Here is a 14603-nt window from a genome sequence, read left to right as displayed (position 1 = left end):
GTAAATCCAATGCTTGTGATTGTCCCGGCGTGTCCTTGGCGTCTGGATGCCCTGCATCCCGCAGCCGGGTTTTCATCAAGGCAGCGCAAAGGCGCCGCCGCTACATGCTGACCGGACAACAGGCGTATGCTTGAGCCGGTTCATGCCCCAAGCTAACGCGAGAAGCGAGTGAATTGCAAATCGGCGGATGTCGACCTGCCGCAAAGACCTAGAAAAGCCGGGTTGCGATGACGATCAGCGTGACCGCAATCACCCACAAGGCCACACGACCCGAGCGCGTGTGCCGGGCCTCGGCCTTGCCGATGGCTTCGGACGTGGCCGCATCGAAGCGCAGGCCGTTCTCCGCCATATCCCCCACTTCCTGGGAGAAGCGTTCAGTACGGGCGGCGAGATCAGGCAGCTGCTCAGCCAGCTTGAAGGCGGCGATGGCACCCTCCCTGATGTCGACGGCGATACGCTTGGGTCCGAGATTGTCGCGGATCCAGTCGCCCACCACCGGTTCGGCAGCCTTCCACATGTTGAATTTCGGGTTGAGCGTGCGGGATACGCCCTCGACCACGACCATGGTCTTTTGCAGCATGACCAGTTCGGGCCTTGTTTCCATGTCGAACAGCTCGGTGACCTCGAACAGCAGCGTAAGCAGCCGGGCCATCGAGATGGTTTCGGCCGGCTGGCCATGGATCGGCTCGCCGATAGCTCGGATGGCCTGGGCGAAGCTCGCCGGATCATGTCTCGCCGGGACATAGCCGGCCTCGAAATGCACGTCGGCGACGCGCTGGTAATCGCGGGTGATGAAACCGTAGAGGATTTCGGCCAGGAAACGGCGTTCTTTCTTGCCCAGACGGCTGACGATCCCCATGTCGACGGCAACGATCGTGCCTGCCGGATCGACGAAGAGATTGCCCTGGTGCATATCGGCGTGGAAAAAGCCGTCACGCAAGGTGTGGCGCAGGAAGGACTGGATCAGCGTGTCGGCGAGCGCGTGAAGATCGTGGCCGGCGGCGCGCAAGCCAGCAACATCGCTCATCTTGATGCCGTCGATCCACTCCATGGTGACGCAGTCGCGGCCGGTGCGCTCCCAGTCGACCTTCGGCACCCGGAAACCTGCATCATCCCTGGTGTTTTCGGCCATCTCGGACAGGGCAGCTGCCTCGAGCCGGAGATCCATCTCGATGCGAGTGGTCTGCTCCAGCGTCCTGGTGATCTCGACCGGGCGCAACCGGCGCGAGGACGGGATGAAACGCTCCTGCATCTCCGAGACCAGGTAAAAGGCCTCCAGATCATGCTTGAAGCGCTGGCGCACGCCGGGCCGGATAACCTTGACGGCAACCTTGCGGGGACCGTTTTCATCGGTCACCTCTGCGGGATGCACCTGGGCGATGGAGGCTGCAGCAACCGGCGGATCAAAACGGCTGTAGAGATCGGCGATCGGCCGGCCGAGCGAACCTTCGATGGCGGTCCGGGCTTCGGCTTCAGGGAAAGTTGCCATGCGATCCTGCAGACCGGCGAGATCTTCGGAGATTTCGGCACCAACCACATCGGGCCGGGTGGCAAGGAACTGGCCGAGCTTGACCCAGGACGGGCCGAGCCGTTCGACCGCCCGGGCAAGCCTGTCTGTGCGTTCGGCGCTTTTGGCGCGCCGTTTGGCAAACAGGCCTGCGGTGCGGTGCGCAAGTTGGACCGGCGCGGGCAGGTCTTCCGCAGGCAGCGAAGAGACGACGCCTTCGCGGACAAGGATAAAGCCCGCCCGCATCAGGCGCAGATAGGTTCCGAGACTTGCCATTCCTGTCAGATCTTCCAGGCCGTATGCAGCGCCGCGATGCCGCCGGTGTAATTGGTATAGCCGACGCGGGAAAACCCGGCGCGCTCTATCATCTTGGCGAAGTCGTTCTGCCTGGGAAACTTGCGGATCGATTCGACGAGGTACTGGTAAGGCTCGGCCTCGCCGGCAATGGCCTTGCCCATGGCAGGTATGCCGTTGAACGACCAGGCATCATAAACGCGATCAAGGATCGGCATTTCGACCTCGGAGAATTCGAGGCAAAGGAAGCGGCCGCCGCGGCGCAGTACCCGGTAGGCTTCGCGCAAGGCCTTGTCGATGTCGGGCACGTTGCGGATGCCGAAAGCGATCGTGTAGGCGTCGAAGCTACAATCCTCGAAAGGCAGTTCCTCGGCATTGGCCTCGACGAAATCGAGATTGTCCGCATAGCCCTTCTTCCCGGCGCGCTCGGCGCCGACACCGAGCATCGAGCCGTTGATGTCGAGCACCGTGCCCTTGGCCTGTTTGTCCGAAGCCGCAACAATGCGGAAAGCGATGTCACCGGTGCCGCCAGCCACATCGAGAAAACGGAAGCCGGACCGGCGCGGCGGATTGAGGTTTGCGACCATCGCGTCTTTCCAAAGCCGGTGCAGCCCACCCGACATGACATCGTTCATGATATCGTAGCGCCTTGCCACCTTGTGAAAGACGTCGTTGACCAGGGTCTGCTTCTCGCCGTCCTCGACCGTGCGGAAGCCGTAGCTGGTCTGCATTCCGCCATCCGTGGCGACGCGCTGCTGTGACATCATCTCTTCCCGTCTTCTTCCATATCAGGTCAAACAGCCCGGCCCCGGCGGGGAACAGACTAAATTGCCGCAACCATAGCGGATCGCTCCGCTCCACGCTATCTAGGCATGAAAGACCAGCCTGCGGCATAGCGTTCCGCCATATAGGACAGCCACAGGCCAATTGCCACCAGCCCCATGGAGACCGCGGTGCCCGAATTGCCAGAAGTCGAAACGGTTCGACGCGGCCTGCAGCCGGTGATGGAGGGTGCCCGGATTGTCCGCGTCGAGCAGCGCCGCGCCGATCTGCGGTTTGTCTTCCCCGCAGATTTCGCCTCCCGGCTCGAAGGCCGGCAAATCATTTCGCTGGGACGGCGGGCGAAATACCTGATTGCGGATCTCGATGACGGCATGGTGCTGGTCAGCCATCTTGGCATGTCGGGCTCTTTCCGGATCGAGGCGGACGGCGAAGGCACTCTCAGGCCCGGCGCGTTTCATCACGAGCGCTCGAAGGATGACAAGCACGATCATGTGGTGCTGCATGTCGAAGGGCCCGCGGGCAAGGCCCGGGTGATCTACAACGACCCCCGCCGCTTCGGCTACATGGACCTGATGGCCAGAGCAGCGCTTGTGGAGCACGCCTGGTTCAGAAGCCTCGGGGTGGAGCCGACGGGCAACAGTCTTAATGCGACGGGGCTCGCCGGACAGCTCGCCGGCAAGAAGTCACCGCTGAAGGCGGCCCTGCTCGATCAGCGGATCATTGCGGGCCTGGGCAATATATATGTCTGCGAGGCGATGTGGCGGGCGAAGCTGTCGCCGCTCAAACCTGCGGGCGGGCTGGTCACCAGTACCGGGCGGCCACGCAAGCAGCTCGAGCTTTTGACCCAGGCCATCCGAGACGTGATCGACGAGGCGATCGCCGCCGGTGGCTCGTCGCTAAGGGACCATATTCGCACAGACGGGACGCTGGGTTATTTTCAGCACGGATTTTCCGTTTACGACCGCGAGGGAAAGGCTTGCCCCCGCCCCGGCTGTGGCGATACGGTCCGCCGGATCGTGCAGAGCGGGCGCTCGACATTCTATTGCCCACGCTGCCAGAAACACTGACACGGCGAGAAACGCCGCCCCTGACGGGCAGGGCCGAAAGGCCGTAACGAGGAGAGAGACGATGGCACTCAAGACATTGAAGACGGAAACGCGCGGCCGGGTGGCCATCATCACGCTGAACCGGCCCGAGGCACTCAACGCGCTAAATTCCGAACTGCTGGGAGAGCTGCGCGAGACGCTGGCGCAGTACGGAGCGGACGAGAAGATCGGCGCGATCGTGCTCACCGGTTCCGAAAAGGCCTTTGCAGCGGGCGCCGACATCAAGGAAATGCAGCCCAAGGACTATATCGGCGCCTATATGGAAGACTTCTTCGAAGGCTGGAGCGCGGTGGCCGAAACCCGCAAGCCGGTGATCGCAGCCGTGTCGGGCTATGCACTGGGCGGCGGCTGTGAGCTGGCGATGATGTGCGACTTCATCATCGCCGCAGACACCGCCAAGTTCGGCCAGCCGGAAATCACGCTTGGCGTGATCCCCGGCATGGGTGGCACCCAGCGCATGACCCGCGCAATTGGCAAGGCCAAGGCGATGGATCTGTGCCTGACCGGACGGATGATGGATGCAGAAGAGGCTGAACGCTCGGGCCTGGTTGCCCGCGTGGTACCGGCGGCGGAACTTCTGGCAACGGCCACGAAGGCGGCGGAGAAGATCGCCGGCTTCTCGCTGCCGGTGGCGATGATGGTCAAGGAAGCGGTCAACCGCGCCGACGAGGTGACACTGTCCGAAGGCCTGCGCTTCGAACGCCGCATGTTCCACTCGCTGTTTGCCTCGGAAGACCAGAAAGAAGGCATGGCTGCCTTCATCGACAAACGCAAGGCACAGTTCAAACACCGGTAGGCAAATGTACCGGCGGGCGGCGGGAAAGCGGTTTTTCGCGTTGACGAAAGCCGCGATACCCGGTATAGGCCCGCCATCGAATGGCAGCTTTCGGGCTCGCCGTGGTTTTTCTCGCATTCCGCATGACAAAGCGACAGTCCTCGCACGAGGCGCTTTCCGGTCGGAATAGAGCATGTGACACATTGAGAGGCATTCATGGCCAATACAACTTCGGCGAAAAAGGCGACCCGCAAGATTGCCCGCCGCACTGACGTAAACAAGGCACGCCGTTCGCGTGTTCGCGGCTTCCTCCGCACCGTCGAGGAAGCAATCAGCTCCGGCGACCAGGCTGCTGCAGCCGCTGCGCTCAAGGCAGCCCAGCCCGAGCTGATGCGCGCCGCCGGCAAGGGCGTGTTTCACGCCAATACCGCATCGCGGAAAATCTCCCGACTGTCGAACCGGGTGAAGGCGCTGAACGCCTAAACGGTTCGGAAATTCGTTTGTCGACAAAAGGCCCGGCTCGTCCGGGCCTTTTTCTTTTTGCCTCAGTGACTTGCATATTTTCGATTCCAGACGTGAATCCCGCGCCGTCACTTCTTCGTCATAACCGCATCAAATAACAATTAATTTCAATCACTTGCCAGAGGTAGCGGATTCGCAGCCCGATTGGGAAACCGGATTCGGCGGATAAACTGTCAAGCCCTGAAATTTTGTATCCAAGGCTTCCTGAAGAGAACAAAAAGATCGGGAGTGGGGAAAAGGCAATGAATCCAATTGCCTGTTGAAAACCTCTGTGAAGGGGCTTTTTTCAACCATTGCGAGTCAATCCCTAAAGTGTGAATGAACCGTAAATAAGCCGCTTGATATGACCCCGCCATCCTGCCTAAATAGCTCTCGACAAGGGGCACGGAGCCGGGCGGTTCCACGGACAGTTTGCCTTTTATTGCAGGTGACCGAAGTCCAACCTGCCCCTTGGTGCACGGCATTCTCGCCGGGCAAACTCAAAACAATCTTCGGTTGCATTGGCGTTTCATCGCCATGCGGTGAAGCCTTAACTCTGCCGAAACCTGGGTTTCGGCGGAACGTCAAAGATTTGTCCAAGCCGGCGATACGAGGTCACAGGGGCGGGCGCAATGGAGAGGGAAAGCATAGCGGGGACAACCGCATCGAAATGAACGTGTCGACGGGGGCGCGTTGCGCACCGGGCCATGATGGCCGGGGCAAAATACCTAAATGTGGCAACAGGGAATACAGCGGCGATGCAGACACACATGACGACAGCGCGTAAGGCGGAAGCATGGGACGCACAGACTACAAGCTCCCAACCGCTTGGCGGCGATGTTTGCCCGCTGACTGACAAAGGGGCGGACATGAACGAGAATAACAAGACTTTTGACCGGGTAATGGCGCGCTTGAAGGCGCAGGTCGGGCCGGAAGTCTTCACCAGCTGGTTCGGGCGGCTCAAGCTGCAGTCGGCATCCAAGAGTGTCGTGCGCCTTTCGGTCCCGACCGCCTTCCTGAAATCCTGGATCAACAACAAGTATCTTGAACAGATCAGCGCCCTGTTTCGCGAGGAAGACGCCGATATTCTCAAGGTCGAGATCGTTGTCCGCTCGGCGACACGCGCTAACCGGCAGCCACCGGCCATAGAAATCGACAGCTCGGCAAATTCAGCCGCAGCGGCACAGCCGACCGCCTCTGCCGCGCGCAAGGACCAACTTCTGTCGGTCAAGGGAGCAGGGGCGCATCTTTCAAGCTTCCAGAAAGGCCCGCAAGCAGCCAATAACGTCATCGGATCGCCGCTCGATCCGCGCTACACCTTCGAAAGCTATGTCGAGGGATCGTCCAACCGGGTAGCGCTGGCGGCGGCCAAGACGATTGCTGAAGCCGGAACCGGGGCAGTTCGCTTCAACCCGCTTTTCATCCATTCCAGTGTCGGACTGGGCAAGACCCATCTGCTGCAGGCGATCGCTGCCGCGGCCAGCCGCCATGCCCGCAATCCCCGGGTCGTCTATCTGACCGCCGAATACTTCATGTGGCGCTTTGCCACCGCCATCCGCGACAATGACGCGCTGTCGTTCAAGGAATCGCTGCGCAACATCGACCTGCTCGTCATCGACGACATGCAGTTCCTGCAGGGCAAGTCGATCCAGCACGAGTTCTGCCATCTGCTCAACATGCTGCTCGATTCAGCGCGCCAGGTGGTTGTCGCCGCCGACCGTGCTCCGTGGGAGCTGGAATCGCTGGATCCCCGGGTCCGGTCCAGGCTTCAGGGTGGCGTTGCCATCGAGATCGAGGCACCGGACTTCGAGATGCGCCTGGAAATGCTGCGCCAGCGGCTGGCCATTGCACAGATCGAGGACGCCACGCTCGATATTGGCGAAGACATTCTCGCCCATGTCGCGCAGAACATCACCTCAAGCGGCCGGGAGCTGGAAGGCGCCTTCAACCAGCTTCTGTTCCGCCGCAGCTTCGAGCCCAATCTCACGCTCGACCGGGTCGACCAGCTGCTCGGTCACCTGGTCAATGCCGGCGAACCCAAGCGGGTCCGCATCGAGGACATCCAGCGGGTGGTTTCGCGACACTACAACGTCTCCCGGCAGGAGCTGGTTTCCGATCGCCGCACCCGTGTCATCGTCAAGCCACGGCAGATTGCCATGTATCTGGCCAAGACCATGACACCGCGCTCATTCCCGGAAATCGGCCGCAGATTCGGTGGTCGAGACCACACAACCGTGCTCCACGCGGTCCGTAAGATAGAAGAGCTGATCAACTCCGACACCAAGCTGGGCCACGAAATCGAACTGCTCAAGCGGCTGATTATCGAATAGCCCGCAGTTCCGTACGCTTATCCCCAGAATCCCGGTCCGGGCCGAATGGCCCGGGCCGGTTTTTGTTGCATATCAGGGGCATAATCTGCCATTTTGCACGCCCGGACCCAGCGCACCATGCGCCTCTTCGCGGTCCAGACCGGGCAGAGCCGGACAAGACAGAATTTGAAAGGCCTGCGCATTCCGACGCAAGCCCCAGCCAAGCGGTAGTCAGATCATGCGTGTCACCCTCGAGCGTTCCCACCTCCTCAAGTCGCTGAACCACGTTCACCGCGTGGTCGAGCGGCGCAACACCATCCCGATCCTGTCGAATGTGTTGCTGAAGGCCGAAGGCGCGACCCTCGACATGAAGGCCACCGACCTCGACCTCGAAATCACCGAAGCAACCGCGGCGATGGTCGAACAGGCAGGCTCCACCACCGTTCCCGCACATCTGCTCTACGACATCGTGCGCAAGCTGTCGGATGGATCCGAAGTGCTGTTGTCGACAGACACCGACGGCGCGACCATGACGGTGGCCTCGGGCCGCTCGAAATTCTCGCTGCAGTGCCTGCCGGAATCGGATTTTCCCGACCTGACAGCGGGCGCCTTTACCCATACGTTCCGACTGCCGGCAACACAGCTCAAGATGCTGATCGACCGGACCCAGTTTGCGATTTCCACCGAAGAGACTCGCTATTACCTCAACGGTATCTTCGTACATTCGATCGAGAGTGAAGGCGCGCTGAAACTGCGCGCCGTCGCCACCGACGGCCACCGGTTGGCGCGCGCAGATGTGGAAGCACCTTCGGGCTCTGAGGGCATGCCGGGCATCATTATCCCGCGCAAGACCGTGGGCGAACTGCAGAAGCTGGTCGACAACCCGGACGTTACGGTGACAGTGGAGCTTTCCGACGCCAAGATCCGTTTCACCATCGGCGGCATCGTGCTGACCTCGAAGCTGATTGACGGAACCTTCCCCGATTACCAGCGGGTGATCCCGACTGGCAACGACAAGGAACTGACCGTCGACTGTCAGACCTTTGCCCAGGCCGTCGACCGCGTGTCGACGATCTCGTCCGAGCGCGGCCGCGCGGTCAAGCTCGCCATTGCCGACGGACAGCTGACGCTGACGGTCAACAACCCGGATTCGGGCAGCGCGACGGAAGAGCTGGCCGTAGGCTATGAGCGCGATCCGATCGAGATCGGCTTCAACGCCAAGTACCTGCTCGACATCACCAACCAGCTGGCTGGTTCGGACGCGGTGTTCATGCTCGCAGACCCCGGTTCTCCGACACTGGTGCGTGATACCGCTGGCGACGATGCGCTCTACGTGCTGATGCCGATGCGGGTATAGCCGAGCTTGCCTTCCTGCACCGACACGCGCTGCCGACCGTCCTGCGGTTGAGCGGGGAATTGCATGGCCGCCAGGGTGCACATCCAGAAACTCAAGCTCACGGGGTTCCGCAACTACGCGAAGCTGTCGCTCGATCTTGATCAGCGCCACGTGGTGCTGGTCGGCGACAATGGCGCAGGCAAGACCAACCTGATGGAAGCCGTCTCCCTGCTGACCCCGGGGCGGGGAATGCGCCGCGCGCCCTATGGTGACCTGATCAAGTCCGGGGCCGACCCCGCCAGCGGTTTCACCATCTTTGTGAGCCTCGAAGGCATGTCGGGTCCGACCGACATCGGCACCGGGGTGGACGGCGGTGAAGAAGGCGGCTCGCGCCGGGTGCGGATCAACGGCGCTCCGGCCCGCACCTCCGACGCGCTTCTCGACCATCTCCGGCTGCTGTGGCTGACGCCGGCCATGGACGGGCTGTTTACCGGTTCCGCCGGTGACAGGCGCAGGTTTCTCGACCGGCTGGTGCTGTCGGTGGATCCGGCGCATGGCGGTCGGGCGCTGAACTATGAACGGGCCATGCGCAGCCGCAACCGCCTGCTGGCGGAAGGACGTGCGGACCCTGCCTGGCTCGACGGGCTGGAAGCGCAGATGACCGAGCTCGGCGTGGCGATGGCGATGGCGCGCAACGAAGTGGTAAGCCTGCTGTCCGACTTGATCGAGAGCAACACCGGCCACGGCGTGTTTCCGGCGGCCACCGTGCGGCTGGAAGGGTTTCTCGAGGGTGAGGCGTTCGCTTCGGCGAGCGACATGGAGGCAACCTTCGCCGGAATGCTCGAAACCGGGCGGCGGCGCGACGCCGCAGCCGGGCGGACGCTGTCGGGGCCACACCGCTCCGACCTGATCGTGCATCATCGGGCCAAGGGCATGCCGGCAGCGCTGTCGTCGACCGGCGAACAGAAGGCGTTGCTGATCGGCATCGTGCTCGGACATGCGCAGCTGGTGCGGGCGATGACCGGTCATGCACCGATCCTGCTGCTCGACGAGATCGCGGCCCATCTTGACGAAGGCCGCCGGGCGGCGTTGTTTGACCTGATCGAGGCGCTCGACTGCCAGGCCTTCATGACCGGGACCGACGCGCAGATGTTTGCAAGCCTGGGTGCGCGCGGGCAGATCTTCACCGTTTCGGACGGTCAGGTGACGCCTTGCAAGGACCAACCGACCGACTGAGTGGCGAGAGCAAGTGGCGCATTGCCGCCGTCTGGAGGGACCCCGTGGAGAGTTCACAGTTAGAACCCGATGAGGTGGCGCGCTATGCCCGCCACATCGTACTTGCGGAGATAGGCGGCTCCGGCCAGCAGCGGCTGAAGACTGCCCGGGTGCTGGTGATCGGTGCAGGTGGGCTGGGCTCGCCGGTGCTGAGCTATCTCGCAGCCGCCGGCGTCGGAGTGCTGGGGGTGATTGATGACGATTCCGTGTCGCTGTCCAACCTGCAACGCCAGATCCTGCACGACACCGACACGGTAGGCATGGCCAAGACCGAAAGTGCCGCCCGCGCGCTCAACCGGCTGAACCCGCACACGCGGGTGGTGCCGCACGAGATGCGGCTGACGGCGGACAATGCCGTCGACATCCTGACCGGTTACGACATGGTGGTGGATGGATCGGACAATTTCGACACAAGATATCTGCTGGCCGACACCTGCGAGATGCTGAAGATCCCCCTGATCACCGCCGCCGTCGGGCGGTTCGACGGTTCGATCACCGTGCTGACACCCTATGAGGATGGGGCAGACGGGCAACCCTGCCCACGCTACCGCGACCTGTTTCCCGAGGCGCCGCCACCGGGGCTTGTGCCGTCCTGCGCCGAGGCCGGGGTAATCGGGGCGCTGACCGGCGTGATCGGCACCTTGCAGGCTATGGAAGTCATCAAGCTTATCACCGGTGCGGGCGAGCCGCTGGTTGGCCGCCTGCTGCTCTATGACGGCCTCGCCGCCAGCTTCCGCACTGTGCGCTACGGGCGGAAAAACTGAGAAGCTGGGATTCGCTTACGTCTGCTGACGCAATGCCCCAACCCGCGCCGGGGCTTTCACGGCAAACGCAACTGCCCCGAACCCGCAATCTCAGTTCCTGAGTGGCAGCACCCGGTCGGGTGGCCGGTGGCCGTCGAAGAGGGTGCGGATGTTGATGATCACCTTGTCGCCCATGTCGATGCGGCCTTCGATGGTGGCCGAGCCCATATGCGGCAACAGCACCACCTTGCCTTCCGAAGCCAGCTTGACCAGTCGCTTGTCGACGGCAGGCTCATGCTCGAAGACATCGAGGCCCGCACCCGAGAGACGGCCTTCCTTGAGCGCCTTGACCAGCGCGTCTTCGTCGATGATGCCACCGCGGGCGGTGTTGACGATGTAAGCGCCGGGTTTCATCAGCTCCAGCCTTCGGGCCGAAAGCAGATGGAACGTTGCCGGTGTCGACGGGCAATGCACCGAGACGATGTCGACGCGGGCCAGCATCTGGTCGAGGCTGTCCCAATAGGTGGCTTCGAGCTGATCTTCGGTGGCGGGATCGACACGGCGGCGGTTGTGGTAATGGATCGACAGGCCGAAGGCCTTGGCGCGGCGCGCAACCGCGGTGCCGATGCGGCCCATGCCGATAATGCCGAGCCGCTTGCCGCCGAGGCGATGGCCAAGCATCCAGGTCGGTGACCAGCCCTTCCAGTTGCCGCCGGTTCCAACCAGCACTTCCGCACCTTCGATCAACCGCCGCGGCACCGCAAGCATCAGCGCCATGGTCATGTCGGCGGTGTCGTCGGAAAGGACATTCGGCGTGTTGGTGACGGTGATCCCCTTCTTCTGCGCGGCCTCGACATCGATATTGTCGACCCCATTGCCGAAATTGGCGATCAGTTTCATCTGCGAACCGGCCTGTTCGATCAGCGCCGCATCAATCCTGTCGGTAACCGTCGGCACCAGCACATCGGCCGAACGCATGGCTTCGACAAGTTCAGGCTGGGTGCGCGGTTCGTCGGTGATGTTGAGCTCGGCATCAAACAGCTCGCGCATACGTGTTTCAACGGCATCCGGCAGGCGGCGCGTGATGTAGACCTTTGGTTTTTTTCTATTTGGCATTTTCTTGCGGTCCAGCGTTGAGAGCTCTTTAACCAAACTCGGCGACAGTGGCTTATGCGTAACGCTTTTTCTATCAGACCCTCCGGCGATGACAATCCGATGCGCCGGAATTGCTGACTAAAAAGCGCTGCAAGCTGGCCCCCAGCTACCGACGGCGCTGACTGCGCTTGACGCCTCCGGCCATGGAGCGCGCCGCCGTAAGGACAAGATCTGCGGGACCGGAACCGCAACAGCATCGGCGCCGCGCTTCCGGCGCCCAACCCAAAAGGTGTAAGTCATGCGTCGCCTTTCCCTTTTCTCCGCCGCCTGCCTGGCCATGGCAGGCCTCACCGCGAGCCCCCTGATCGAGGCCAGTACGAGCCTCGAACAGGGAGCAGCGCTTGGCACCCAGGCAGAGGCCGCTGCGAAGGGGCCGAGCGGATTGCCCCTGCCCCGGTTTGTCAGCCTCAAGGCCAAGCGTGTGAATCTGCGCGTCGGCCCAGGCCAGGATTATGCGGTGGCCTGGCTCTACACCAAGGCCGGTGTGCCGATGGAAGTGATCCAGGAATATGACAACTGGCGCCGGGTGCGCGATGCCGAGGGCACCGAGGGCTGGGTCTACCAGTCCCTTCTGTCAGGCGAACGCACCGCAGTCACCGCGCCATGGAAGATGGGTGAAACAAACGGTGAGTATATCGACATGCACCGTGAGGCACGCAGCAATGCCGACGTCATCGCCCGGCTCGAGCCCGGTGTGGTGGTGGTGGTCAAGGCCTGCAATGGAGACTGGTGCGAAGCCCAGGCCGACGGCGCCGGTGGATGGGTGCAGCAGAACGAGATCTGGGGTGCCTACCCGGGCGAAGCCTTCAAGTAGAAAGGACGATACCCCGTCATCCATCATCATCGACACAACGAAAATCAGGCGCTGGTAATCAGCGCCTGATTGCATTTTATCCCGGCCTGGGGATCATTGATACCGTAGTGGCAGGCGCATCACAGGATGCGGACTGCGCCCTTGGCAGCGCTGCTGGTCATCGACGCATAGGCTTTCAGTGCGGTTGAGACAGCCCGCTTGCGCGGCTTTGCCGGTTTCCAGCCCTCGGCCTCGCGCTTGGCGCGGCGTTCGGCAAGAACGGCCTCGTCAACGGCGAGATGGATGCTGCGGTTGGGAATATCGATCTCGATCAGGTCGCCGGTCTCGACCAGGCCGATGGTGCCGCCCTCGGCGGCTTCCGGCGAGACATGCCCGATCGACAGGCCCGAGGAGCCACCGGAGAAGCGCCCGTCGGTGACCAGGGCACAGGCCTTGCCCAGCCCCTTCGACTTGAGATAGCTGGTCGGATAGAGCATCTCCTGCATGCCGGGGCCGCCTCGCGGGCCCTCGTAACGGATCAGCACCACTTCGCCGGGCTGGACCTTGCCGGTCAGAATGTCGGAGACGGCATCGTCCTGGCTTTCGAAGATCTTGGCCGGGCCGGAGAATTTGAGGATCGATTCGTCGACGCCGGCGGTTTTGACGATGCAGCCGTCCTCGGCCAGATTGCCGAACAGCACCGCGAGACCGCCATCCTTGGAAAAGGCATGTTCGGCGCTGCGGATGACGCCGGCTTCACGGTCGGTGTCGACATTGGTGTAGCGGCGGGACTGCGAAAACGCAGTCTGGGTCGGCACGCCGCCGGGAGCCGCTCGATAGAAATCATGCACGGCTTCGTCGGACGACTGCACCACATCCCATTTCCTCAGGGCGTCCTTCATGGTCTTTTCGTGGATGGTGCCGACCGAGGTATCGAGCAGACCGGCCCGGTCGAGTTCGCCCAGGATCGCCATGATGCCGCCGGCACGATGGACGTCTTCCATGTGCACATCGGCTTTCGCCGGCGCGACCTTGCACAGCACCGGAACGCCGCGCGACAGCCGGTCGATGTCGGCCATGGTGAAATCGACCTCGCCCTCATGGGCGATGGCGAGCAGATGCAGCACCGTGTTGGTGGAGCCACCCATGGCGATATCGAGCGTCATGGCATTCTCGAAGGCCTTGAACGTGGCGATCGAGCGCGGCAACACGCTGGCGTCATCGCCCTCGTAATACTGCCGGGCCAGCTCGACAATCGTGCTTCCCGCCTGTCGGAACAGCCGTTCGCGATCGGAATGGGTGGCAAGCGTCGAGCCGTTGCCCGGCAGGGCCAGCCCCATGGCCTCGGCAAGGCAGTTCATCGAGTTGGCGGTGAACATGCCCGAGCAGGAGCCGCAGGTTGGACAGGCAGAACGTTCGATGGAGGCCACATCCGCATCGCTGACATTGTCATCGGCGGCGGCAACCATGGCGTCGACCAGGTCGAGCGCCTTTTCGGTGCCGTCTTCGAGAATGACCTTGCCGGCTTCCATCGGGCCGCCGGAGACGAAGATCACCGGGATGTTGAGGCGCATGGCGGCCATCAGCATGCCGGGCGTGATCTTGTCGCAATTGGAAATGCAGACCATGGCGTCGGCGCAATGGGCGTTGACCATGTATTCGACGGAATCGGCGATCAGCTCACGCGATGGCAGCGAATAGAGCATGCCGTCATGGCCCATGGCGATCCCGTCATCAACCGCAATGGTGTTGAATTCCTTGGCGACGCCGCCGGCCTTTTCGATCTCGCCTGCAACCAGCTGGCCGAGATCCTTCAGGTGCACGTGGCCAGGCACGAACTGGGTGAAGGAATTGACCACCGCGATGATCGGCTTGCCGAAATCGCCGTCTTTCATGCCGGTGGCGCGCCACAGGCCGCGGGCACCCGCCATGTTGCGGCCATGGGTGGATGTTCTCGAACGATAGGGCGGCACGGTGTCTCCTCACTCAATTCCCGGGCCAGGCACGATCAGGCGCACTGGCCGAA

12 protein-coding genes are annotated in these 14603 nt (G+C 62.4%); 8 read left to right on the top strand and 4 right to left on the bottom strand.

Annotated elements, in window-relative coordinates:
* Positions 1–208: 208 nt before the first annotated feature.
* Entirely contained in the window at positions 209–1783 is a 1575-nt protein-coding gene (ubiB, locus tag CRO46_RS13925; RefSeq protein WP_097108400.1) for a 2-polyprenylphenol 6-hydroxylase, read from the bottom strand.
* A gap of 5 nt (positions 1784–1788) precedes the next feature.
* Positions 1789–2565, bottom strand: coding sequence for a bifunctional demethylmenaquinone methyltransferase/2-methoxy-6-polyprenyl-1,4-benzoquinol methylase UbiE (gene ubiE / locus CRO46_RS13920; RefSeq protein ID WP_097108399.1), 777 nt, complete (start codon positions 2563–2565; stop codon positions 1789–1791).
* Positions 2566–2754: 189 nt separating this feature from the next.
* On the opposite strand from ubiE, the gene mutM reads away from it, so the two are divergent.
* The 7 genes from mutM (at position 2755) to CRO46_RS13885 (ending at position 10650) form a co-directional block, all read left to right on the top strand.
* Positions 2755–3651: a bifunctional DNA-formamidopyrimidine glycosylase/DNA-(apurinic or apyrimidinic site) lyase gene (gene mutM / locus CRO46_RS13915; RefSeq protein WP_097108682.1), complete on the top strand. Its 897-nt coding sequence runs from the start codon at positions 2755–2757 to the stop codon at positions 3649–3651.
* Between the two features lie 61 nt (positions 3652–3712).
* A complete protein-coding gene (locus CRO46_RS13910) occupies positions 3713–4486 on the top strand; it encodes an enoyl-CoA hydratase (RefSeq protein ID WP_097108398.1) in 774 nt (257 codons plus the stop codon).
* 195 nt (positions 4487–4681) lie between these two features.
* Positions 4682–4948 (top strand): 30S ribosomal protein S20, encoded by a 267-nt coding sequence (gene rpsT / locus CRO46_RS13905; protein ID WP_097108397.1) that lies wholly within the window; start codon positions 4682–4684, stop codon positions 4946–4948.
* A gap of 887 nt (positions 4949–5835) precedes the next feature.
* The gene (dnaA, locus tag CRO46_RS13900; protein WP_097108396.1) at positions 5836–7296 is read left to right on the top strand and encodes a chromosomal replication initiator protein DnaA; all 1461 of its coding nucleotides are present in this window, start codon (positions 5836–5838) and stop codon (positions 7294–7296) included.
* Between the two features lie 217 nt (positions 7297–7513).
* Entirely contained in the window at positions 7514–8632 is a 1119-nt protein-coding gene (gene dnaN / locus CRO46_RS13895; RefSeq protein WP_097108395.1) for a DNA polymerase III subunit beta, read from the top strand.
* Positions 8633–8695: 63 nt separating this feature from the next.
* Positions 8696–9847 (top strand): DNA replication/repair protein RecF, encoded by a 1152-nt coding sequence (gene recF, locus CRO46_RS13890; RefSeq protein ID WP_097108394.1) that lies wholly within the window; start codon positions 8696–8698, stop codon positions 9845–9847.
* 44 nt (positions 9848–9891) lie between these two features.
* Positions 9892–10650, top strand: coding sequence for a molybdopterin-synthase adenylyltransferase MoeB (locus CRO46_RS13885; RefSeq protein WP_097108393.1), 759 nt, complete (start codon positions 9892–9894; stop codon positions 10648–10650).
* Positions 10651–10740: 90 nt separating this feature from the next.
* Here CRO46_RS13885 and CRO46_RS13880 read toward each other — a convergent pair whose 3' ends face one another.
* Positions 10741–11745, bottom strand: coding sequence for a 2-hydroxyacid dehydrogenase (locus CRO46_RS13880; RefSeq protein WP_097108392.1), 1005 nt, complete (start codon positions 11743–11745; stop codon positions 10741–10743).
* A 316-nt stretch (positions 11746–12061) separates the two neighbouring features.
* On the opposite strand from CRO46_RS13880, the gene CRO46_RS13875 reads away from it, so the two are divergent.
* Positions 12062–12598 (top strand): SH3 domain-containing protein, encoded by a 537-nt coding sequence (locus CRO46_RS13875; protein WP_425479283.1) that lies wholly within the window; start codon positions 12062–12064, stop codon positions 12596–12598.
* A gap of 119 nt (positions 12599–12717) precedes the next feature.
* Here CRO46_RS13875 and ilvD read toward each other — a convergent pair whose 3' ends face one another.
* The gene (ilvD, locus tag CRO46_RS13870) at positions 12718–14550 is read right to left on the bottom strand and encodes a dihydroxy-acid dehydratase (RefSeq protein ID WP_097108390.1); all 1833 of its coding nucleotides are present in this window, start codon (positions 14548–14550) and stop codon (positions 12718–12720) included.
* Positions 14551–14603: the final 53 nt, after the last annotated feature.

This window comes from Parahoeflea halophila (assembly GCF_900220985.1).
GTDB classification, from domain to species: Bacteria; Pseudomonadota; Alphaproteobacteria; order Rhizobiales; family Rhizobiaceae; genus Hoeflea; species Hoeflea halophila.
Note: the sequence above shows the minus strand (reverse complement) of the source record. Positions and strands in the feature narration are given on the sequence as shown.